Origin of the sequence: Moorena sp. SIO1F2, from assembly GCF_010672755.1 — a bacterium.
In the GTDB taxonomy this organism is placed as follows: Bacteria; Cyanobacteriota; Cyanobacteriia; order Cyanobacteriales; family Coleofasciculaceae; genus Moorena.
The window spans coordinates 1-21,695 of record NZ_JAAHFV010000006.1; the positions used below are offsets into that span (position 1 = coordinate 1).

At 45.5% G+C, this 21,695-nt stretch carries 19 protein-coding genes and 3 pseudogenes; 12 read left to right on the top strand and 10 right to left on the bottom strand.

Annotation, left to right across the window (positions count from 1 at the left end):
• A partial coding sequence (locus F6J94_RS01690; protein WP_367142146.1) for an extracellular solute-binding protein occupies positions 1–423 on the bottom strand: 423 nt, incomplete at its 3' end.
• Between F6J94_RS01690 and F6J94_RS01695 the strand changes: the two are divergent.
• The 3 genes and pseudogenes from F6J94_RS01695 to F6J94_RS01710 all read left to right on the top strand — a co-directional run.
• Positions 423–653 (top strand): annotated as a pseudogene (locus F6J94_RS01695) (hypothetical protein); the annotation flags it as partial. The gene F6J94_RS01690 and the pseudogene F6J94_RS01695 sit on opposite strands and share 1 nt — an antisense overlap.
• A 3-nt stretch (positions 654–656) precedes the next feature.
• A pseudogene (locus F6J94_RS34095) lies at positions 657–2,111 on the top strand (WD40 repeat domain-containing protein).
• Entirely contained in the window at positions 2,092–2,658 is a 567-nt protein-coding gene (locus F6J94_RS01710) for a Uma2 family endonuclease (RefSeq protein ID WP_293036262.1), read from the top strand. Before F6J94_RS34095 ends, F6J94_RS01710 begins: the two are co-directional and overlap by 20 nt.
• A gap of 353 nt (positions 2,659–3,011) precedes the next feature.
• On the opposite strand, the gene F6J94_RS01715 is transcribed toward F6J94_RS01710, so the two are convergent.
• Positions 3,012–3,266, bottom strand: a complete 255-nt coding sequence (locus F6J94_RS01715; RefSeq protein ID WP_293036265.1) for a hypothetical protein — start codon at positions 3,264–3,266, stop codon at positions 3,012–3,014.
• Positions 3,267–3,333: 67 nt separating this feature from the next.
• Positions 3,334–3,597: a hypothetical protein gene (locus tag F6J94_RS01720; protein ID WP_293036268.1), complete on the bottom strand. Its 264-nt coding sequence runs from the start codon at positions 3,595–3,597 to the stop codon at positions 3,334–3,336.
• Between the two features lie 88 nt (positions 3,598–3,685).
• Here F6J94_RS01720 and F6J94_RS01725 point away from each other — a divergent pair, with 88 nt between their 5' ends.
• From F6J94_RS01725 to F6J94_RS01740, 4 genes are all read left to right on the top strand, one after another.
• The gene (locus F6J94_RS01725) at positions 3,686–3,814 is read left to right on the top strand and encodes a hypothetical protein (RefSeq protein WP_293036271.1); all 129 of its coding nucleotides are present in this window, start codon (positions 3,686–3,688) and stop codon (positions 3,812–3,814) included.
• 14 nt (positions 3,815–3,828) lie between these two features.
• Complete coding sequence (locus F6J94_RS01730; protein ID WP_293036274.1) at positions 3,829–4,998, top strand: metallophosphoesterase; 1,170 nt, start codon at positions 3,829–3,831, stop codon at positions 4,996–4,998.
• Complete coding sequence (locus F6J94_RS01735) at positions 4,958–7,540, top strand: tetratricopeptide repeat protein (protein WP_293036279.1); 2,583 nt, start codon at positions 4,958–4,960, stop codon at positions 7,538–7,540. Before F6J94_RS01730 ends, F6J94_RS01735 begins: the two co-directional genes overlap by 41 nt.
• Before the next feature lie 221 nt (positions 7,541–7,761).
• The gene (locus tag F6J94_RS01740; RefSeq protein ID WP_293036282.1) at positions 7,762–8,004 is read left to right on the top strand and encodes a DUF4351 domain-containing protein; all 243 of its coding nucleotides are present in this window, start codon (positions 7,762–7,764) and stop codon (positions 8,002–8,004) included.
• A 160-nt stretch (positions 8,005–8,164) separates the two neighbouring features.
• On the opposite strand, the gene F6J94_RS01745 is transcribed toward F6J94_RS01740, so the two are convergent.
• From F6J94_RS01745 to purB, 3 genes are all read right to left on the bottom strand, one after another.
• The gene (locus F6J94_RS01745; protein ID WP_293036285.1) at positions 8,165–9,031 is read right to left on the bottom strand and encodes a Uma2 family endonuclease; all 867 of its coding nucleotides are present in this window, start codon (positions 9,029–9,031) and stop codon (positions 8,165–8,167) included.
• Between the two features lie 37 nt (positions 9,032–9,068).
• The gene (locus tag F6J94_RS01750) at positions 9,069–9,305 is read right to left on the bottom strand and encodes a hypothetical protein (protein ID WP_293036288.1); all 237 of its coding nucleotides are present in this window, start codon (positions 9,303–9,305) and stop codon (positions 9,069–9,071) included.
• Between the two features lie 109 nt (positions 9,306–9,414).
• Positions 9,415–10,710: an adenylosuccinate lyase gene (gene purB / locus F6J94_RS01755; protein ID WP_293036334.1), complete on the bottom strand. Its 1,296-nt coding sequence runs from the start codon at positions 10,708–10,710 to the stop codon at positions 9,415–9,417.
• A gap of 410 nt (positions 10,711–11,120) precedes the next feature.
• Here purB and F6J94_RS01760 point away from each other — a divergent pair, with 410 nt between their 5' ends.
• The gene (locus F6J94_RS01760) at positions 11,121–12,599 is read left to right on the top strand and encodes a hypothetical protein (protein ID WP_293036291.1); all 1,479 of its coding nucleotides are present in this window, start codon (positions 11,121–11,123) and stop codon (positions 12,597–12,599) included.
• 121 nt (positions 12,600–12,720) lie between these two features.
• Here F6J94_RS01760 and F6J94_RS01765 read toward each other — a convergent pair whose 3' ends face one another.
• Positions 12,721–13,458, bottom strand: a complete 738-nt coding sequence (locus F6J94_RS01765; protein WP_293017872.1) for an HAD family hydrolase — start codon at positions 13,456–13,458, stop codon at positions 12,721–12,723.
• 161 nt (positions 13,459–13,619) lie between these two features.
• Positions 13,620–14,918: a S1 RNA-binding domain-containing protein gene (locus F6J94_RS01770; protein ID WP_293036293.1), complete on the bottom strand. Its 1,299-nt coding sequence runs from the start codon at positions 14,916–14,918 to the stop codon at positions 13,620–13,622.
• Positions 14,919–15,633: 715 nt separating this feature from the next.
• Here F6J94_RS01770 and F6J94_RS01775 point away from each other — a divergent pair.
• The 3 genes from F6J94_RS01775 to F6J94_RS01785 all read left to right on the top strand — a co-directional run bounded on the left by F6J94_RS01775 (position 15,634) and on the right by F6J94_RS01785 (position 18,269).
• Positions 15,634–16,767 carry a ferrochelatase gene (locus F6J94_RS01775; RefSeq protein ID WP_293036337.1) on the top strand — a complete coding sequence of 378 codons (1,134 nt, stop codon included), beginning with the start codon at positions 15,634–15,636 and terminating at the stop codon, positions 16,765–16,767.
• A gap of 598 nt (positions 16,768–17,365) precedes the next feature.
• Positions 17,366–17,689: a phasin family protein gene (locus tag F6J94_RS01780; protein ID WP_008180024.1), complete on the top strand. Its 324-nt coding sequence runs from the start codon at positions 17,366–17,368 to the stop codon at positions 17,687–17,689.
• A 22-nt stretch (positions 17,690–17,711) separates the two neighbouring features.
• On the top strand, positions 17,712–18,269 hold the full coding sequence (locus F6J94_RS01785; protein WP_293017867.1) for an FKBP-type peptidyl-prolyl cis-trans isomerase: 558 nt from the start codon (positions 17,712–17,714) through the stop codon (positions 18,267–18,269).
• A 91-nt stretch (positions 18,270–18,360) separates the two neighbouring features.
• Here the strand turns inward: F6J94_RS01785 and F6J94_RS01790 are convergent.
• Positions 18,361–19,621 (bottom strand): annotated as a pseudogene (locus F6J94_RS01790) (RNA-guided endonuclease InsQ/TnpB family protein).
• Positions 19,622–19,650: 29 nt separating this feature from the next.
• Between F6J94_RS01790 and tnpA the strand changes: the two are divergent.
• Positions 19,651–20,118 (top strand): IS200/IS605 family transposase, encoded by a 468-nt coding sequence (tnpA, locus tag F6J94_RS01795; protein WP_293036295.1) that lies wholly within the window; start codon positions 19,651–19,653, stop codon positions 20,116–20,118.
• Positions 20,119–20,331: 213 nt separating this feature from the next.
• Here tnpA and dnaB read toward each other — a convergent pair whose 3' ends face one another.
• Positions 20,332–21,678: a replicative DNA helicase gene (gene dnaB, locus F6J94_RS01800; protein WP_293036298.1), complete on the bottom strand. Its 1,347-nt coding sequence runs from the start codon at positions 21,676–21,678 to the stop codon at positions 20,332–20,334.
• Between the last annotated feature and the right edge of the window lie 17 nt (positions 21,679–21,695).

The following is a 21,695-nucleotide window of genomic DNA, read 5'->3' on the forward strand; positions in this document are numbered from 1 at the left end:
TGTGGCGGCGTGGCCGGCGGTGAACATGTCGGCCAGCAGCTGCAGGGCCTCGGCCCCGCCGCCGTTGTTGAGGATGACCTCGTCACCGGCGTCGTTGAGGATGCCGGAGCCGGCCTGGAACAGGAACGCACCGGCCCGAGCAAACTCGGGGTTGAGGCTGAGACCGACCTGCTCGTCGGTGGTCAGGGCCTCGGCCGCCGCGGCCAGCTCTTCCCAGTTGGTCGGCACTTCGACGCCGGCGGCCTCGAGGACGCCCGGATCGTAGATGAGCCCGAGGGTCGAGAAGTCCTTCGGCGGGCAGTACCAGGTGCCGTCGACGGTGAAGATGTTGCGCAGCGCCGGGTAGATGTCGTCCGGGTCGCTGATAACGCCGTCGGGAATCGGGGCATACCTACGAATATCAAGTCGGTGGTAGTTTAAAATTAGATGCCCCTAGTTATGTAGAGCGTCGAGCTGATGCTGAACTTTATAACGCTTTAATTAGGGGTGAATTTTGTTATGTGTTCAACTCCCGACAGATGGGTAAGTCTAGCTTGCGCTTACGCATCAAGTATCGACTGCAACAGGCTGGTTTTAGCTGCGCTTCTATTGATATGACTCGAATTGGTAGTGAAACTATTACTCCCCTGACAAACAATAGCGCTATTGTTTAGGGAGTGGCTATTAGCCCAGAAGGTAAAACCATTGCGTCAGCGTCAGGGGACAAAACTGTTAAACTTTGGGGCTATAATGGGACATTACTAAGGACGTTTCAGGGGCATAATGACCGCGTTTACAACGTTGCCATCAGCCCAGATGGTAAAACCATTGCGTCCGCGTCAGGGGATAAAACCGTTAAACTCTGGCATGCTGATGGCACTTTACTCAATACTCTTCAGGGCCATAGCGATCGCGTTTACAACGTTGCCATCAGCCCAGATGGTAAAACCATTGCGTCCGCGAGTTGGGACGGAACCGTTAACCAGTGGAGTTGGGAAGGCACATTACTCACTACCCTACGAGGGCATCAAGATTTAGTGTACGGTGTGGCCATCAGCCCAGACGGAAAAACTATTGCATCGGCGAGTTGGGATGGAACGGTTAGGCTCTGGAAACCCGATGGCATCATCCTCACCAGGCTCAGGGGGCATAGTGATTTAGTTTGGGGAGTGGCCATTAGCCCAGACGGAAAAACCATTGCATCGGCGAGTTGGGATCAGACCGTGAAACTGTGGAATACAGACGGTAGCCTACAAAGAACCATGAATGGCCATAGCGCTAGAGTTTAAGGAATAGCCATTAGCCCCGATGGTAAGATGATTGCTTCGGCTAGTGCCGATAACACCATCAAACTCTGGCACAGAAACGGTAGCTTGCTAAAAACCTTAACAAATCATAGCAGCGCCGTTTTAGCAGTAGTCTTCAGCTCCGACGGTGAGATGATGGCTTCCGCTAGTGCCGATAAAACCATTAAGCTCTGGAAACGGGACGGTACCTTAATTAATACTCTCAACGGCCATAGCGATCGCATTGATGGAGTAGCCTTCAGCAAGCGATGCAGCGCGGTCTTGGGGGTTTCCCCCATGAGCGACTGCATCAAGAAAGACGGGACTCTAATTGCTTCCGCCAGTTGGGATAAAACTGTCAAGCTTTGGCAGCCAGACGGAACCTTGATTACTACCCTCAAAGGACACCATGACCGGGTTTACAGCGTTGCCATCAGTCCCGACGGTGAAACCATTGCGTCCGCGAGTTGGGACAAAACCATTAAACTCTGGAAGCGGGATGGAACCTTGATTACTACCCTCAACGGTCATCAAGCAGGAGTATTAGCAGTAGTGTTTAGCCCTGACGGTAACAGAATTGCTAGCGCTAGTTATGACAAAACCGTCAAACTCTGGAAGCGGGATGGAACCCTTTTAACTACCCTTAAAGGACATAGCGATGGCGTCTTAGCCGTAGTTTTCAGCCCCAATGGTGAGATGCTCGCCTCCGCCAGTGGAGACAACACTGTTATTATATGGGATTTAGATCAAGTCCTCGATTTAGATCAGTTACTAATCTATGGTTGCAATTGGATACAAGATTATTTGAACACCAACTCGGAGGTTAATGATGTTTGTGACCCTTAACTTAGAAAATGTCAACTTAACCGATCAGCAATTTGATCACCTTTGTCAAGTAAATCCAGAGTTCCAGATAGAGCGCACTGCTACGGGAGAATTAATTATCATGCCACCAGTAGGAGGAATTAGTGGAAATCAAGAAGCAGATTTGATTACTGAACTAACCATTTGGAACCGTCAAACTAACATGGGAAAAGTTTTCAGTTCTTCCACCATGTTTAAACTACCTAACGGCGGAGATAGATCCCCTGATGCAGCTTGGGTAATGTTAGACCGTTGGCAAGCCCTCACCCCAGAACAACAGCAAAAGTTTCCCCCGATTTGCCCTGATTTTGTGATTGAATTGCGTTCACGGACAGACGCCCTTAAACCTCTACAAGATAAGATGCAAGAATACCTCAACAGTGGCTTACAACTAGGTTGGTTAATTAACCCTCAGAATCAGCAAGTAGAAATATACCGTCCCAATCAACCAGTAGAAATAGTCGGATTTCCAGTTAGTTTATCTGGAGAAGAGGTACTCCCTGGATTTGTTTTGACAGTACCTATTTGAATTAAGAATTTAGAATGTAGAATTTATAATTCAGAATGTAGGGTGGGCAGTGAACCAGACCGATTGATCTAGCTTGGGGTTTGCCTAGGTATGCACTGCCCACCAAGAATTAATCACTAAAAAAATAGCCGCAGAAATACTTTCCACGGCTATAAATTATCTTTATGACTCAACTTTGTAAACCAAACCAGACAACATAATCCGATATGATTAGACCGTAAGCATTCAGCTATTAGCTATTACCCAAAGGCCAAGGGCTGACCGCTGACCGCTGACCGCTGACCGCTGACTGCTGATGGCTGACATCAGACCTGATTTTTTTGCCAGGGGGGTAAAACCCCCTGTCGATTAGTTTAACCGATAATTAAATACTTCGTCATCATTGTGATGAATTCCCCTGGGATGCCAGTGGGCTGAAGGGGGCTCCACTCCGAGATTTCCGCGTAACGCAGTCCATAAAGGGCATACATGGTATTGAGTATTGCCTTACGTGACCCCTTCAAAATGTGCTTAACTGGGAATTTTTTTGGGGAAGGTTCCTGAGGAGTATTATCGGGAGTAGTCTCTTCAGGATTGTTGTTTTCGTTTGGCACAAAGTCTTCAGTCATAATTAAACTCGTGTTTGAGATTTATAACTATAATAATAACGATTATAATTTTAGTTGTCAAGGGTTTTTATAATTTTTTTTTGAGGGGGTATTGAAGTAAAATGTACGGAAAGGGAATTAAGAATGTAGAATGTAGAATTAAGAATGTAGAATTAAGAATTGAGAATTGGGAATTGGGAATTGGGAATTGGGAATTGGGAATCGGAAATCGGGAATCGGGAATCGGGAATCGGGAATCAGGAATCGGGAATCGGGAATAGAATAAAAATGTTAGCGATCGCGTAGCGTGACCTTCGGTCAATACCGTAGCATCTCTTTCAGAGAATGGCATTTTTTCTTGGATTAACTTTACTGATATCATCGGTAACAGTAACTAAAAAAAATGAAAGATATCAGATAAATTGTGATAGGTATATAAAATGAATTTTGATAAATTTTCTCCCGACTCCCTACTCCCTACTCCCTACTCCCTATTCCCTAGATTTTCCTGTGTTAGACTAAATCGAGATTGGGTTTCAAGCATCTACTGGTTAATGCTATATAGTTAACTGGAGGCTAATCGGTGAGTGATTCAGCTAGCTTGGTCAAAATGTATGATCACACGGAGGTGATCCTTAGGTGGTTACATCTGACAGACCTTCACATGGGTATGAAAGGCTCAAAAACTCTCTGGCCAAATGTTGAGGAAATTTTCTTTAAGGATTTAGAGTACCTTGATGAAACGGTAGGCCCAATCGATTTGGTAATGTTTACTGGGGATCTCACTCAGCGCGGCAGTGAATCGGAATTCCAACAGCTAGACAAACTCTTAGATAAGTTCTGGAAAAAGTTTGGCGAGATGGAATGTGAGCCAAAGTTTCTGGCTGTACCTGGCAACCACGACCTGGTTCGACCAGATCAGTCTGACTCCGTATTGATTAATCTCCAGGATCGGTGGGACGATCATGAATTCCAACAGGCATTTTGGGATAACAGCAAATGTCCTGAGCGACAACTTGTAGACAAGGCTTTCGATAATTATCTTCAATGGTGGCAAAATACGACCGTACCTAAGCCCGACATCTATTCAGAAGGCATACTGCCAGGAGATTTTTCAGCAACAATTGAGAAGGATGGGTTCAAACTCGGAATTTTAGGACTCAATAGCGCGTTTCTGCAACTGATGAACGGTAGAGAAGGTAAGCTGGCTCTACATATGCGCCAGTTCAATCAGGCATGTAATAAAAGTCATGACCATGGGCCGTCTTGGGCACAAGACCACGATGCCTGTTTGCTACTTACCCACCACCCCCAGGATTGGCTAACCGAAGAAGCCCAAGAGCAGCTAAAAGGGGAGATTTATAGCTCGCCGGAACGATTCGCTTTACATATGTTCGGACACATGCACCAGTCTAACTTGAGCAGCTTGGCAGAAGGTGGTGCTAATCCTCGAAGCACACTGCAAGGCTGCTCCCTGTTCGGCATTGAAGGGTGGGGGAAAGAAAAAAAGGAACGGCTCCATGGTTATTCACTATGTGAATTGAAGATCGAAGGGAACACCGCCTCCCTCAGCATTTACCCCCGTAAAGCAGAGAAAAAACAGGGCAGCGGATGGCACATCGATCGCGATACTAGCTTTACACTCCCCAGAGGAGAGGAAGGGACGGAACCGGTAGCGGTGAAATTGTTGCGCGAACGACCAAACCACCCGATTGCAAGGGCAAGAAAAAAAAAAATTAAATCCCCCCAGTAATATTATCAATCGAGGCACTCCCCACTTTGTCGGTAGGGACCCTCAACTTGAGCAGCTCCATCAGGAACTTCAACAGACCGATCAATTAGTGATTTGTGCCATTGCCGGAATGGGCGGTGTGGGCAAAACTGAGTTAGCTCTACAATATGCTCTGAAAAATCAGGATAATTACCCTGGTGGGTTGTGCTGGTTCCAAGTGCGAGGGTTGGATCTCGGGACTCAAGTTGTGAATTTTGCCCGTACTAAATTAGGATTAACCATTCCAGAAGAACTAGAGTTCAACCAACAAGTAGAATACTGCTGGGGGCATTGGCGAGAAGGAACAGCTTTGATCGTGCTGGATGATGTGCCTTCTTTCAGCAACGACTACAAACAGAGAATTCAGCCCTACTTACCTCCAGCCCAATCCCGCTTCAAAGTACTGGTCACCAGCCGTCAGCGTCCAGGGGCTTCTTACCGACGGATTGACTTGGATGTACTTTTGCCAGAAGCAGCATTGGAATTATTGGAATCCCTTGTTGGAAAAGAGCGCATTGAGCAAGAACTAACAGAAGCACAAGCGTTATGTGAATGGTTGGGTTATTTGCCTTTGGGTTTGGAGTTAGTCGGACGATATTTAGATATACATCCGACCTTAACCATTGCTAAAGTTCAGAAACGTTTAGAGAAAAAGAAATTAGCAGCAAAGGCATTACTTTATCAAACAGAAGAAGGGGAGATCACAGCCCAGTTGGGTGTAGCAGCAGCCTTTGAGTTATCCTGGGAAGATTTGGAAGATTGTCCAGAAGCCCAGCAGTTGGGATGCCGTTTGAGTCTGTTTGCTCAAGCTCCTTTTGAGTGGTCACTGGTAGAGTCTTGTGTTATCGAAACGGAAGATGAGGAGGAATGGGAAGAAGAACAAGAAGAATTGGAAGATTTACGCGTTCGCGAAGCGTGGCCTACGGCCAATCGCTTTTTGGTCAATCGTAATCTGTTGCAACTGACCGAACAGCAAACCTATCGACTCCATCAATTAATTCGAGAATTTTTCCTGACCAAGCTCGCTCAATTACCAGAGGCCGATGCTTACAAGGAAAGCTTGTGTAAAACAATGGTGGCTAAGGCAAAAGAAATTCCTGATAGACCAACTCTGGAAATCATTGCAGCAGTTAACCCCGCCATTCCTCATTTAGTTGAAACTGCCACAGTGCTAACTGACTGGCTGAGGGATGAAGATTTAATCTCGTCTTTTGCTGGCTTAGGACTATTCTATTACGGTCAAGGTACCTATGACCAGGCTGAACTGTGGTGGAAGCAATGTTTAGAGATAACTAGAAGCCGCTTGGGTGAGAACCATCCCGATGTGGCCCGCAGTCTCAACAACCTGGCATTACTCTACTATAATCAGGGGCACTATGACCAGGCCGAACCCCTCTATCAACAGGCTTTGGAGCTGTATAAGCAGCAGCTGGGTCACCACCATCTCGATGTGGCCACCAGTCTCAACAACCTGGCATTACTCTACAACTCAATGGGGCGCTATGACCAGGCCGAACCCCTCTTTCAACAGGCTTTGGACCTGTTAAAGCAGCAGCTGGGTCACCACCATCCCCATGTAGCCACCAGTCTCAACAACCTGGGTTCACTCTACAAGTCAATGGGGCGCTATGACCAGGCCGAACCCCTCTATCAACAGGCTTTGGAGCTGTATAAGCAGCAGCTGGGTCACCACCATCCCGATGTGGCCCAAAGTCTCAACAACCTGGCTGGACTCTACTGGTCAATGGGGCGCTATGACCAGGCCGAAACCCTCTTTCAACAGGCTTTGGAGATGATAAAGCAGCTGCTAGGTCAAGACCATCCCTCGGTGGCCATCACTCTCAACAACCTGGCAAATCTCTACTCCTCAATGGGGCGCTATGATGAGGCCGAACCCCTCTATCAACAGGCTTTGGAGCTGTATAAGCAGCAGCTGGGTCACCACCATCCCGATGTGGCCCAAAGTCTCAACAACCTGGCTGGACTCTACTGGTCAATGGGGCGCTATGACCAGGCCGAACCCCTCTATCAACAGGCTTTGGAGATGTATAAGCAGCTGCTGGGTCACCACCATCCCTCCGTGGCCACCAGTCTCAACAACCTGGCTGGACTCTACGAGTTAATGGGGCGCTATGACCAGGCCGAACCCCTCTATCAACAGGCTTTGGATATCAAAAAGCAGCGGCTGGGTCACCACCATCCCTCGGTGGCCACCAGTCTCAACAACCTGGCATTTCTCTACAACTCAATGGGGCGCTATGATAAGGCCGAAGCCCACTATCAACAGGCTTTGGAGATGAAAAAGCAGCGGCTGGGTCACCACCATCCCTCGGTGGCCAACAGTCTCAACGGCCTGGCAAATCTCTACGAGTCAATGGGGCGCTATGATCAGGCCGAACCCCTCTATCAACAGGCTTTGGAGATTGCAGAACAGACGTTAGGGTCAAATCATCCTAACACTGTAACCTTTCGTAAGAATCTAGAAAGTTTGCGCGATCTAAAAAGGGAACAGGGAACAGAATAAAATAATTAAGAATGTAGAATTAAGAATGTAGAATTAAGAATGTATAGCAGTCGAAGTAAAGCTTAAGACATATTTCTGCTCCCTACTCCCTGCTCCCTTTCAAGCAAAATCCTCTGTTATCAACTATACTTCAGTTGCTATAAGTTCTAAATTATGCATTCTTAATTCTTAATTCTTAATTCTTAATTCTTAATTTAATTCAAGCTTATTTTCGGGAGGATATGATGCAAGAGTCAGTAGTTTATCAACGAATTATTCGTCAAGGATTAGAACAGGGAAAGCACAATGAAGTTAAGTTAATTATCCGTCTACTTAACCGTCGCCTCGGTGAAATAAATCCCCAATTACAAAATCAGATTGAGCAGTTATCCTTTTCCCAGTTGGAAGATTTAGGAGAAGCGTTATTAGATTTTGAAACCGAAGTGGATTTGACCAATTGGTTGAACCAGTTAACGGATAAGTAAAATTCGGTTAGGTGTAGCACCTAAAAGTAGTTTGACCCGGTGGTGCGTTACGGAACGGGCTTTTCCAACGGTGACGACGAGGCGGAAAATGAGTGCGATCCCGTCCCTAACGCACCCTACGAACTTAATTCTTAATTCTTCATTCTAAATTCTTCATTCTTCATTCTAAATTCTCTACTTCCTCAATAGATAAGCCTAACGCTGAACTGACTTGCTCCACAGTTAGTCCCATTGCCAATAGCTTAGGAATAGCCTCTCGTTGTGAACGTTCAGCTTGTTCAGCTCGTTGTTTTTCTTGCTCAGCCCGTTGTTTTTCTTGTTCAGCCCGTTGTTTTTCTTGCTCAGCTCGTTCACTGCCCATCAGCAGTAGATTACCTTCCGTATCCCACCACCTTAGCCACAAGTGATTCTGATTAAGATTCTGATATGAGCCTTCCCATACACCTAATTCTACCCCTAACTGTTCAATAGGATAATGTCCCCTTTCATTAGTCTTCATCTGGTGATATTTACCATTAACTAGATGATAGACCTCTAACTCCCCAGTATCAAAGATATAGATGCCGTAGTAGGGAATGCGAATAATTTGTTCATAAACCCAGAATTTACCTGGTTTAGTTTTTTCTTCTCCAGTAGCAGATAAAGGAGTAGAATCCCTTTCCTCGTCTCCATTACCACTCGCAAATTCCAGAGCAATCAGAGGTGCTAGGTGTTCTTGCCAAAGTACATAGGAACGACGAAGTTTACCATCTAGCAAAGGAGGTACTCCCGGTACATAAAACCAATCCGGAGCTTCTGCTCCTCTTTCTAAAGGTTCTGTAATCCGCCAATAGATACCTGAGTCTTGACCAATAGCGTATTGTTTGTCGGGATGAATTTTCTGGAGAACCGGTTCAATAGAATCAGTTAAAATAATGCTTTGGGGATGCTCATGGAAGTTCTTCACAAATTCGCCATTGGATTCAGGTAGTTGAGTATGATCCGGTAACGAAATAGTTAGACCTTTTCGCTCTAAGCTCTGGGTCATGACAACCTCATCTTAGGAAATGATTTAGGTATACTTACTATTCTATAGCGTTTGTATTTGATAGGTGAACATAGGATTGATCGGAAAAGGGAGTAGGGAGTAGGGAGCAGGGAGTAGGGAACAGGGAACAGGGAAAAAGGAAAAAAATAGGCGTTGCTGAATCAAGCAATGAATAGGAGTAGAATGGGCATCCTGCCCGCCCGAAAATAAGCATGAAACTGGCAAGATGCCAGTTCCACGCCTGATGCCCATTCCACAAAACTATTAAAATCATTCCATTATTAAGCAACGCCCTGCCTACTCCCTACTCCCTACTCCCTGCTCCCTACTCCCTAAAACCCAGAGAGTTGTACCTGACCGAATTGAAAACCGCTGAAAGCGAGCTAGATTCCCAACCGTTGATAAACCTCGTCCAAATGTTTCAAATGCTGCTGGGGATTAAAACATTCCTCTATTTCTGAAGGCGTTAGGTTACTAGTAACTTGAGGATCCTTAGTAATTAAATTGTAGAAGTTTCCCTCAGGTTTATTCCAGGCTTGATGGGCACAAGACTGAACAATACTGTAGGCATCTTCCCGATTCATCCCCTTTTCTACTAAGGCTAACAACACCTTTTGGCTAAACACTACACCGCCATAAACATTCATATTCCGCTTCATGTTTTCTGGATAAACCAACAAGTGTTTCACTAAATCTGTGATTTCCACTAACATGAAGTGAGTTAAAATACACACATCTGGCAGAATCACTCGTTCTACAGAGGAATGAGAAATATCCCGCTCATGCCATAGGGCAACATTTTCTAAAGCAGCCACCGCATGACTCCGCAGAATTCGTGCCATCCCGCTTAGCCGTTCAGAACGAATTGGATTACGTTTGTGTGGCATAGCAGAAGAACCTTTCTGTCCTTTAGAAAAGAATTCTTCTACTTCTAAGACATCAGTTTTTTGGAGATTGCGAATTTCCACAGCAAACCGTTCAATGGTTGCCCCTAACAGAGCTAACTGTTGGACAAACTCACCATGGCGATCGCGGGAAATAATTTGGGTTGAGGCAGTATCAGGTTGCAGTGACAGGTTTCGACATGCGATCGCTTCCACTTGAGGGTCAATATTGGCATAGGTTCCCACAGCACCAGAAATCTTGCCCACAGATATGTTTTGACGCAGAGCCACTAAGCGATCGCGATGGCGGCAAACTTCTGCTAACCAACCGGCCAGCTTAAAACCAAAGGTAATTGGTTCAGCATGAATTCCGTGAGAACGACCAATCATTACCGTGTAGCGATGTTGTTGTGCCTGGTAGCGAATCGCTTGAGCAAGCTTCTCGATCTGTTCGAGAATAAGATTTAGACTAGCAACCAGTTGCAGTGCCAAGGCAGTGTCTAAAACATCGGAACTAGTCAAGCCTAAGTGAATGTAGCGTCCCACATCCCCTACATACTCATTCACATTAGTCAGAAAGGCAATCATGTCATGGCGGACTTCTCGCTCAATCTCTTGCACCCGCTTCAGGTCAAAATTCGCCTTTGCCTTAATTTCCTCTACAGCTTCACTAGGAATCTTACCCAGTTCCGCTTGTGCTTCACAAACAGCTATTTCCACCTGAAGCCAGGTTTTGAGCTTGTAGGTATCCGTCCACAATTCCCCCATCTCGGGTAGGGTGTAGCGCTCAATCAATTCCAATATCGCAGAACACAACCTTACTATTGTAGCAGTTATCAATCGGGTAAGGGACTTTCGTCTTGAGTTTTAGGGAGTCGGGAGTCGGGAGTCGGAACCCACCCCTAACCCCTCCCAGGAGGGGAACGGGAGTCGGGAGTCGTTAGGTAGTGCGGTATTGGGGGTCTCCAGCAGGCTTACAAGGTATTGAATCTATCTGATTATTATAATTAACGCTATATAATTGATTAATCATTAATGATTAATCATTAAATCCCCTCTCCCCTGTTGTCTGTTGCCTGTTGCCTATTGCTAGCATGCCTGTTACCTATTGCTTATTGCCTTTTGTCAGGTACCATCACCAATTTTACTCTCAATTCTGGGTCTATATTAAGCTTTAGTACCAAATCAACAATCGGAGGTCACACTTGACTAAGACAGGTATGATTAAACACCATTACTGGGCTAAACGCCCTCTAATTGCTTTAATACTCCCAATTTTAATACTCCTATCGGCCCCACCAGCCCTTGCCCAAGCTGATCTCACCATCACCCCTAAAAGTATGACTGTAGCAGGTACCAGGGGTTCTAGCACAAGCCGCAGCTTACTCTTGCGCACGACTAACGCCGTCAAGGATTTACAAATCATCTCCCTAGACTTGAATACTCAGGATGGCCAAGAAATTTTCCCCGCTAAATTGATTCAGCCTACTTTACCAGTCGAAGAGATTGAGGCCAATAGTCTACTATCTCTCCCGATCCAGTTTCAATTAGATGATGCCCCCAAAAGTGGAGAATTTAGTGGTGAATTCCTGATCAAGTTCTCAGAAACTGAACTAAGCGTACCATTAACAGTCCGAATCAAAGACCCCTTCCCCATACCTCTGGCAGTCATATCCATTGGGGTTATATTGAGCATAGCTGTGTCCAGCTACCGTAATCGAGGGAAACTACGGGACAAAATTCTGGTGCGGGTTGGTCAATTGCGTACCCAACTGCGCAGTGACCCCCAGTTAGCTGAAACATCACTAGTCGATCAATTCAACTCAATACCAAATCCCTTCAAGACCCGAATTGAAGCCCATCTGCTAGATGTCGAGATGGCTTTGCAGGGGGAACGTTGGAACGATGGTAATCAGGCAATTACCCAAGCAGAGTCAGTGTGGCTGAAATGGCGCAAAGGTCGTGAAGACTGGCTAGCACTCCTGAACTATTCTCAAACCCTGGAAGAAAAAATACCCACCACTCCTGATCTTGACCCCCCTTATCTACAGTCAGTACGCCGTAATTTGCAACTGGCAATCCGAGAGGCACCTGACCAAAATCCTCAAGACTTGTATGAGCAGTTAGATGACTGTGCAAAACAGATTAATAAATACCTGCAACTGGATGCTAAACTCAGGGACTTGGACAACCTGCTGGTGGAAACCACAATATCAACACAAGAGTTACAGAGTTGGCAACGTCAGCAAAAGAATTTGCGCAGTAAGTTGAATAATCTCGAACCTACCGATAAAAAAGCTGCTCAGGAGTTGAATGGTCAAATCGAAAAAGCGATCACTCTACTAGTCAAACAAATACCACCTAACTCCACTAAGTTAGGCTTTCTCATCACCCAACCTGAATTATTGCAGAGAGCACCAGGGATCGAGACACCACGCATAGTTATCCAAGAGCCAAGACTAGCAAAGATTCGCCTTTGGATTTTCTCTGCGATCAGTTATGCGATCGCAATTGTCCTGCTTGCTGGTAGTGGCTTCATTGAGCTATACACCTATAAATCCACCTTTGGCGCTAACCTCTGGGGTGACTATGGCGTCCTCCTGGCTTGGGGGTTTGGTGCCGAAGCCAGTCGGGATGCGATTACAAAAGTCGTGGCAAATTTGGACTTACCAGGATTGAAATAATCACTCGATCAGGTGAGCAGGTTGAAGGTTAGCAGGTTAGCAGGTTAGCAGGTTAGCAGGTTGTTCGCCTTTGGCGAACAACCGAACATAAGGAATTCAATTAATAAGTACCAATATGTTTTTAAATAATTTTAATGTCATCCAGGCTCGCGATCGCTATATCAGCTCCCTCTAAATGGGCAGCTTCTGGCTTTCCCCAGCAAATACCAATGCAACCCGCTGCACCAGCACCTTTTGCCATCTCAATATCACCTGCTGAATCTCCTACCATTAGGGCCGAAGCAGGTTTTACCCCTAAAGATTGGCACGCTTGTAGGAACAACCTGGGATCAGGCTTACTGATTTCAGAATCCACACCCTGCTGTAATTGGATATAGGGGTCTAGCTGGTGTCGATGGACAAAGGCTTGTACGCCAGCCGTAGAGTCTGCCGATAGAATACCCAGCTTTAAACCAGCTTCCGAGAGGAATTTAAGGACTTCCAGGCTACCGGCAAACATTGGGGAAGTTCCAGCCGCATCTTGCAAGTACTTCTCGGCTTCAACAAAGGCACTACCAGCGATTGCCAATGACTCTAACCATCCCCGACCAGTCTCAGCAATATAAGCAGCAGCAGCAATTTCATTTTCCCGACGGCTACCTACTGCCATTAACCCGGTAGGGTCAAGGGTGTCATCTTGGACACCAAAGGCCATCAGGAGGGGTTCTCCAATACCAGGGATTTGGGCATCAATTAAACGCGATCGCTTATAGGCTAGTTCTCTTAAATAAACTTGTGAATCCTCTAAGGTACCGTCTTTATCAAATATGACTGCTTCAATATTGGGGAAAGTCACCTTCCCACAACGAATGCTTACCAAGGGTTTATGCCGTTGTTTATTTTAATCAACTTCATTCTACTAGCTAGTTGATCAAGATTCGCACCTGCCAATTTCTTTGCTCTTGTTCCGGAACAGGGCCATCAATACAGATTAGCCATTAGCCTCAGCTAACGGCTAATTCTTGTGGCTGCACCTGGTTGTTACTCGTCGATGGCAGCTGCTACAAACTCTCCCTCTGGCACTGCGTCTTCTTGAGGCTCTGGGGACTCTTGGGACTCTTGGGGCTCTTGGGACTCTTGAGCCTGAACAGGCTCTTGGGACTCTTGAGCCTGAACAGGCTCTTGGGACTCTTGAGCCTGAACAGGCTCTTGGGACTCTTGAGCCTGAACAGGCTCTGGGGACTCTTGGGACTCTTGGGGCTCTTGGGGCTCTTGGGACTCTTGAGCCTGAACAGCCTCTTGGGGCTCTTGAGCCTGAACAGCCTCTTGGGGCTCTTGAGCCTGAACAGCCTCTTGGGGCTCTTGAGCCTGAACAGGCTCTGGGGACTCTTGTGGCTCTGGGGACTCTTGTGGAGTCATACTTTCTGGAGTTATACCTTGCTTTTGTGCTAGCATCTTCTCCCGGTACTTCTGAGCCATTTCTTCTGCCTTCTCGAAGACCACTTCCCGGTTGTTAATCATATCTCCCGGTTCTGGCTCTAATTGCTTTGTTGACAGAGAAATCCGACCTCGGTCAGCATCCAAGTCAATGATCATCACTTTTAGTTCATCATTGACATTAAACACACTATGAGGCGTATCGATATGATCATGGGAAATTTCCGAAATGTGCAGCAATCCGCTGACCCCGCCAATATCAATGAATGCACCGTAAGGTTTGATGCCTCGTACTGAGCCAATCACCACCTCTCCGACTTCTAGGCGGTTCATCTTGCGCTCGACTAGAGCACGACGGTGGGATAGTACCAAACGATTACGGTCTTCATCTACCTCCAGAAATTTTAGGGGCAGTTCTTGGGCCACCAAATCTTCCTTGGCTGCCCGAGTGCTAATATGAGAACCAGGAATAAAACCGCGCAACCCTTCAATACGTACCAACGCTCCACCACGGTTAGTGGCGAATACCAGAGAACGCACCGTAGCATCCTCTGCTTGTAGTTGGCGCACTCGCTCCCACGCTCGCATATACTCAATGCGACGGATAGAGAGAGTCAACTGTCCATCTTCATTTTCATCGGTCAGGATGAAAAATTCCCGTGTTTCGTTGGATTGTAAAACCTCATCAGGATTATCAACTCGATTTATTGACATTTCCTGAATCGGAATATAGGCTGCGGTTTTCGCACCAATGTCAATCAGAGCGCCCCTCGGCTCTAGACTGAATACCGTACCCGGAACTATATCCCCTGGGTTAAAATGATAATCATACTTATCCAGAAGGGCAGCAAAATCTTCGTGAGTGAATCCTATATCTGTAGTTTTTGTTTTCTGACTGAGCATGTGCGTTGTTTGTCCTAGTTTGATTTGGTTTTAATGACTATGCCTCCTGTTGATGTACAAGCACGTCAGCATTGTGCTGCTTACACCGACATTGCGTTGTCCTACTTGTGACATCTCCCACACCTGTTGGGGTAAGGGGGTAGGTGTGGGCTTCTCGCCAACCCCAGCTATCGCTATTTCCTTACGGAAACCGATCCGCATTCGGGTACTCGACAAGCTTTACTCTTGACGGGATGCCTCACCGCCAAGTTTCTGATCTGAATCTGATCTGATTTTAATTGCTCTATTCCAATCAGGTTTTGGGTCTACTGTCAATAACCAAGGGCATTTTCGGCTTTGGTTATCAAATAGACATAAATTTAACCCAATTTATGTCCATTATAAGTTATTAGACAAAACCTGACCTGAGCTTTCCGTCAAAAAATACCACCTCAACCTTCAACCAAGGGGCAAAGCTTGCGCGTTTGGTAGAGGCTAGGGGGCTAATCTCGGACTGATCAGCTCATTTAATAAGATTTAATTAAGACCAGAAATCCTATTATAACCTAATCGAGATTTTGTTATTAGTATCTTTACCGAACTTTCCAGGGTATTGTGCTACCTCCTATATCCCCCTATGGGGGATGTTAGCCTAATAAATGCCAGGGGTACATTCTGCACCCAAGACAAGGCAGGGATACCCCAGCAATCGACCTTTAGCCAGCAGGAATACCAAGTGGTTGCCACTCCAGAAAAATCTCAATCAGTCAAACCTTCCCCAACCCATGGTCACGAGCGAGTTGCGGTTTTACTCATGGGTTATGGAGAAGTCGAAAGCTATGAAGACTTCGCCAACTACAACGAACAAGCCTTAAACTTGCTCACTGCCAAATTTGCCCCAGTCCCCAACTGGATCTATCCACCCTTAGCCAAAATATTGGCAATGTTTGACTTCCACGAGTGGGGGCACCAGCATGACAACTTTATTTCACCCCACAACAAGATTTTTGAACAGCAACGGGCAGGTATTGAAAAACAACTGCAAGCTAAATGGGGCGATCAGGTGAAGGTATTCAAAGCCTTTAACTTCTGCGCTCCCTTTCTGCCAGAACAAGTCCTCAGTGAAATTAAGGCGCAAGGTTTCCAAAAACTGCTGATCTATCCCCTGCTAGTGGTGGATTCCATCTTTACTAGCGGTATTGCGGTGGAACAAGTCAATAAAGCCCTAGGGAAATTAGAGGATGGAGATCAACACTGGATTCAGGGATTGCGTTACATCCCGTCTTTCTATAACGAACCAGAGTACATTAATCTAACTGCTCGATTGGTGGAAGAGAAAATTACTACCGATTTAGCTCAAGCCTATCTGCCCTCCCAAATTGGCATTGTCCTGATGAACCATGGCTGTCCCCACGAAGCTAAAGGATTTGTCTCTGGGATTGACGAAAGTCAGGCATTGTATGAGGCAGTAAGGGAACAGTTGATGTATAAGTATCCCCTAATCTCTGTGGGCTGGCTTAACCACCAAACTCCCTTAATTAAGTGGACTCAGCCTCACACGGAATTAGCAGCCCAGAACCTGATTAACTTAGGGGCTAAGGCGATTGTGTTTATGCCTATTGGCTTTGCCACAGAGAATCACGAAACCCTGTTAGATGTGCATCACATTGTTCACGCTCTAAAACGTCGTAACTCAGAGGTTACCTACGTAGAGATGCCTTGTGTTAATGATCATCCAGAATTTTTACAGATGGCAGCGGAGTGGGCTAATCCTCAAATTGAGGTACTATTATCAGAAAATGCTCTATCTGTCAATCCCCAGTTGGCAGCTGTGCAGGCATCACAGCACCATCATCACCATCACCACTGATTCACCAGAGCGTTTTAGCTAAGACCGCGATTCATCGTTTTGAGATCGTCTATAATGAAAGTAGTAGGGAAGACAAATTAAGAGCTAACCGCCACCTACGTGCTTTAAAATCGAACTTTTCTGTATTGTAAGGCGTGCGGAGGGGCATCCCGGAGACGAAACCTTATCAGAGGGTCGCCTTAATCATAAAGTTTTAACCCTTTTATGCATAGCCTGCTAACCATAAAGGCTCCACTCTTCTTGCGGTAACTTCTGACCGTATCGTTAATAAAGCTTGCCGAGTATCCGTTCGCGCAGCGTCGGCGAAAGCCGATACCGATAGGTGGAGTTGGCAAGAAGCCCACACTGAACTCAACGAGTCAGTGTGGGAGTATGTCACTAGCTTGCTTTATATTTAGGTTGCTTTATATATAACCTTCTTGCACCTCTTCCGTTCTCCTCCGACTGTTCTCCCTCTTCTCCTGTTCTAGGAAAGATGTCACAGAATAGAACTGTAGGCTGGGAATCAATGAAACTTCTCCAATCATAGGAAAGCCTAGCTGATCCCAGCCCCATAAAGTGCCGAGTGACAGGATAACAGGATAACAGGATAACAATTATGGATAATAACGACTGGCTCAAGCAGTTATTGTTGGTTGGGGTTGGCACAACCTCAATGGTTGCCGAAAAACTGCGAGAGGTAAGTGATGAATGGGTTAAAGATGGTAAAATTAACTCCGACCAAGCTACCGCTTTTGTAGATGATCTGATGAATCAGATCAAGTCAGAGCAGGGTAACTTTGAGAGCAACATGGAACGGCAGTTGCGCAATATGTTGCAGGATTTAGGGGTTCCTCGCCAATCAGAAATGGATGAATTGCGAGGTCGTATTGACCGTCTGGAGCGTCAGGTGCGGGATTTAGAAAATAAGCTCTGGCGTTGATAATCAATTAGGAGAACAGATTTTGAAACAAATTCTGATCAGCATAGGCGTTATAGTAGCCTTTGGGTTGCTGTTGGTTGTGGCTCAAGTGGGTATGGGTAAAAAATCTACCACTGCTGGAGAAATTACCAACACTCAGCTGGAAGTAGTGACAACAGCTAACAGTGCTAACCCAGATGTTAATGATAAACAAGATCTAGCTATGGATTCTAGTTCAGAAAGCGGAAGCAATTTGGATCAGGCGGTTACAACACCGTCGGGCTTGAAGTACATTGACATAGTTGAGGGTGAGGGAGCAATGCCTGAGACGGGACAGACGGTAGTGGTTCACTACACTGGTACCCTGGAAGATGGCAGCAAGTTCGATAGTTCTCGCGATCGCAATAGTCCTTTTTCCTTCAAAATCGGTATAGGACAAGTGATTAAAGGCTGGGATGAAGGGGTTGGTTCTATGAAGGTTGGTGGTCGTCGTCAGCTGATCATTCCCCCAGAATTGGGTTATGGTGCCCGTGGCGCGGGTGGGGTAATTCCGCCTAATGCTACGTTAATTTTTGATGTGGAATTGTTGAAAATTAACTAATACATTAGCAATAAATTAGCTAATTCAGCGATGAGCTGAATACTTTCTCCCAGTTGGTGAATTCTCGCTGAGTGACTACTCCCACATCAAATCAAAGATTATGATGTGGGCTTCTCAGATTTACAAATGAGACTTGCTGCTCCACGGCATCTTGTGCCAATTTACCACAGCCATTGAGCGGCAGTCCAACCGCCAATAATCCACGATTTAAAATGTTGATGCCACTGTTCCAGTCCCTGTCAATTTTGACGTTACAACTGGAACAGTGATGAACGCGATTACTTAAACTTTTTTCAACTAATGAGCCACAATTAGAACACTCAATACTTGTTCCCCTTGGGTTGACTTCCTGGACTAACAAACCGCGTCTTACCGCTACTGCTTGTAATATCTCCAGGAATGCGCCCCAGGCTGCATCATGTATTGATTTAGCTAGTTTAGTTCTTGCGAGTCCTTTGATGTTTAAATTTTCGTGAGCAATTAGGTCGTATTTACTACACAGCCAATGAGCAACTTGATAATGAAATTCCTTCCGACAACGGGTTAAGTGAAGGTGTAACAAAGCTACTTTCTGCTTGGCTTTTCTCCAGTTCTTGGAACCCTTGACGCGGCGCGACATTATTTTTTGAGCCTGAGCAAGCTTGTCCTGAGCCTTCCTGTAAAAATGTGGAATAGGTACTGCCTCTCCATCAGATGTAGTCAGAAATTTCTCCAAGCCAACATCAATTCCGACGGCAGACTTGACCGAATCTACAGGTAACAATTCAGGGACGCTATCATCTTTCATCGAAATACAACAATACCAACCATCAGCTTTTTTGACAATAGTGCATTGCTTGAGAGTAAATCCGACGGGCATTGGTCGGTGCATCACCACAGGGATTGACCCAATTCGGCTCAAGGTCAGTACACCATCAATCAGTTTAGCTCCTGCTTTGGAGTTATTTACCCGTGGAAACACAAATGATCGTAATTGACCAGATTTCTTGAAACGGGGGCTACCGCCACGTAACCCACCTTTGTCAGGCTTACGCCACTTATCCCAGGCTTTGTTGAGACGTTGTAGATTCACCTGTTGGGTCGAGCGCGTAGATCTGCTTGTACTCAGGAAATAACCGCTTAGTCTCCTTGAGGGCAGCTTGCTGAGTGTAGTAGTTGACGGGATGAGGAATTTCACCAATCGGTTCACTAACGATACTGCACCTATCAACAGATGAACGAGTCCTGTTGAGCCAATCAAGCCTTTCCCCTAGAGCATAGTTCCAGTGACGGCGCAACAGTTCTAGCCATCTATCCATGATGGCTATCTGTTCCTGACTTGGTTTGATTCGGTAACAGTATGTAAGTATCATAATTTCATTGTACCATTTATCGTAATACTATGAAAGGAAACTACACCAAAACTAATAGGTCTGTCTATAGACTTACTGTACATATTGTATTAGTGACTAAATACAGACGAAAAACCATTACGGACGAGGTATTGACCAGACTCAATCAAATTTGTGCTGATACTTGCGTGAAATGGGAGTGCAATTTGATTGAGTTCAACGGAGAAACAGACCATATTCACTTGCTAGTTGACTTAAACCCAAAGGTGGCACCTGTAAAACTGATCGCAAACATCAAAACCGTTACCAGTCGTCTGATACGTCAGGAGTTTTCAGAACACCTGGAGAAGTTTTACGGTGATCAACGGGTTTTCTGGACAGGTTCGTATTTTGTAGCTTCCTGTGGGGGAGTAACAATAGAACAATTGAAAAGTTATGTTCAAAGCCAAAATACCCCGTCGGGCAATTCCCCTCCCGTTAAATCAAAGATTATAACGGGAGACCCCTTGCCCGTTTAGTTGGGAGTTTTAGTCAACATAATAACACTAGAAATAGCATCGCATTTTTGTTACAAAATATTAAGAAAACCTGGGTACAAAACTAAAGTGCAGAACTCAATCATTCGATTAAATAGTATTTGATTAAATCTATGTATTGTAAATAAATTTAGATAAAATAACGTTCACTTGTAATGAATAACAATATCCAAACTAAGAATCAGTTGTGGTAGGTTACACTCTTTGATTGGCCATATTCAGGAACTTGGTTAACCCAGGTTTAAAGATAAGTTTCACCGTTCCTGTCGGACCATTACGATTTTTAACAATGATGACTTCTGCCGTATCTCCATCTGGTGAATCTGGATTATAATAAGAATCTCTATAAAGCATCATGATTAAATCCGAGTCCTGCTCAATGGAACCCGATTCTCTCAAATCCGACATCATGGGTCGTTTGTTGGTGCGAGATTCCACAGCTCGACTTAACTGAGACAGAGCAACCACTGGGACTTTCAGTTCCCGAGCTAATCCTTTAAGAGAGCGAGTAATCCGAGACAACTCCTGAACTCGATTTTCACTACCACTGCCTTCCATTAACTGTAAGTAATCGATTAAAATTAACCCCAATGGGCTCCCTTGGGCTGCTTGAAGACGACGAGCATGCGATCGCATTTGCATCACAGTCTGGTTAGCGGTATCATCAATATAAATAGGCAAATCTGATAACACACCGATTGCTTCGCTCAAGGGTGCCCACTGATTTTGAGCAATGCGCCCAGCTCTGAGAAAGTTACTGTCAATTTTCGCTTCACTAGCTAACAACCGCTGCACTAGTTGTTCTCTTGACATTTCCAAGCTAAAAATTGCCACTGGCATTTTTTCAGCTACGTTACGAGCAATTCCTAACGCTAAGCTAGTTTTTCCCATTGATGGTCTACCAGCAATGATAATTAAGTCAGACGGACTTAACCCCCCAATTTGGGCATCCAAATCATAGAAGTCTGATGGAATACCAGGCAAATCAATACCCTGATTCCGATTTTCTATATCTTGGAACGTCTGGACTAGGGTTTCAGAAATCGGGATTAGACCTTGCTGAGGACGCAATTGGGTGAGACTGAAAATTTTCTGTTCCGCTTGGTCAAGGACTGTTTCCAATTCCAAGGATGTCTCATAACCCAACTTAAAAATCTCGTTACCGGCTTCGATTAGCTGACGGCGCAGGTACTTGTCCATCACTAACTTAGCGAACCTGTCAATATTGACCGCTGAAACCGTTTGTTCAACTAGCTGAGCTAACTTAGCTTGACCCCCAACTTTCTCTAATAAGTCATTGTCATAAAGCCAGGTAGTAACACTCATCAAATCCGTCGGTTTCCCCTGGCTATAAAGTAATAAAGCAGCTTCGTAAATGGTTTGGTGAATCCGGACATAGAAGGCTTTCGGATTCAGGAAATCACCAATTCGACCCATGGCTTCTGGGTCTAATAAAATGCCTCCGATAATAGACTCTTCGGCATCAATATTTTGGGGTGGTATAGAGTTACCAAACGCTGAAAAATCTGGGGTTTGAGTCATAGTAAACTAGTCGATTA

What these genes read in the sequence shown, in the direction of transcription:
- F6J94_RS01710 (WP_293036262.1), top strand. Translation starts at nt 2,092, where the DNA reads ATGATGTTTGTGACCCTTAACTTAGAAAATGTCAACTTAACCGATCAG.
- F6J94_RS01715 (WP_293036265.1), bottom strand. Translation starts at nt 3,266, where the DNA reads ATGACTGAAGACTTTGTGCCAAACGAAAACAACAATCCTGAAGAGACT.
- F6J94_RS01720 (WP_293036268.1), bottom strand. Translation starts at nt 3,597, where the DNA reads ATGCCATTCTCTGAAAGAGATGCTACGGTATTGACCGAAGGTCACGCT.
- F6J94_RS01725 (WP_293036271.1), top strand. Translation starts at nt 3,686, where the DNA reads ATGAATTTTGATAAATTTTCTCCCGACTCCCTACTCCCTACTCCCTAC.
- F6J94_RS01740 (WP_293036282.1), top strand. Translation starts at nt 7,762, where the DNA reads ATGATGCAAGAGTCAGTAGTTTATCAACGAATTATTCGTCAAGGATTA.
- F6J94_RS01745 (WP_293036285.1), bottom strand. Translation starts at nt 9,031, where the DNA reads ATGACCCAGAGCTTAGAGCGAAAAGGTCTAACTATTTCGTTACCGGAT.
- F6J94_RS01750 (WP_293036288.1), bottom strand. Translation starts at nt 9,305, where the DNA reads ATGATTTTAATAGTTTTGTGGAATGGGCATCAGGCGTGGAACTGGCAT.
- F6J94_RS01770 (WP_293036293.1), bottom strand. Translation starts at nt 14,918, where the DNA reads ATGCTCAGTCAGAAAACAAAAACTACAGATATAGGATTCACTCACGAA.
- F6J94_RS01780 (WP_008180024.1), top strand. Translation starts at nt 17,366, where the DNA reads ATGGATAATAACGACTGGCTCAAGCAGTTATTGTTGGTTGGGGTTGGC.
- tnpA (WP_293036295.1), top strand. Translation starts at nt 19,651, where the DNA reads ATGAAAGGAAACTACACCAAAACTAATAGGTCTGTCTATAGACTTACT.
- dnaB (WP_293036298.1), bottom strand. Translation starts at nt 21,678, where the DNA reads ATGACTCAAACCCCAGATTTTTCAGCGTTTGGTAACTCTATACCACCC.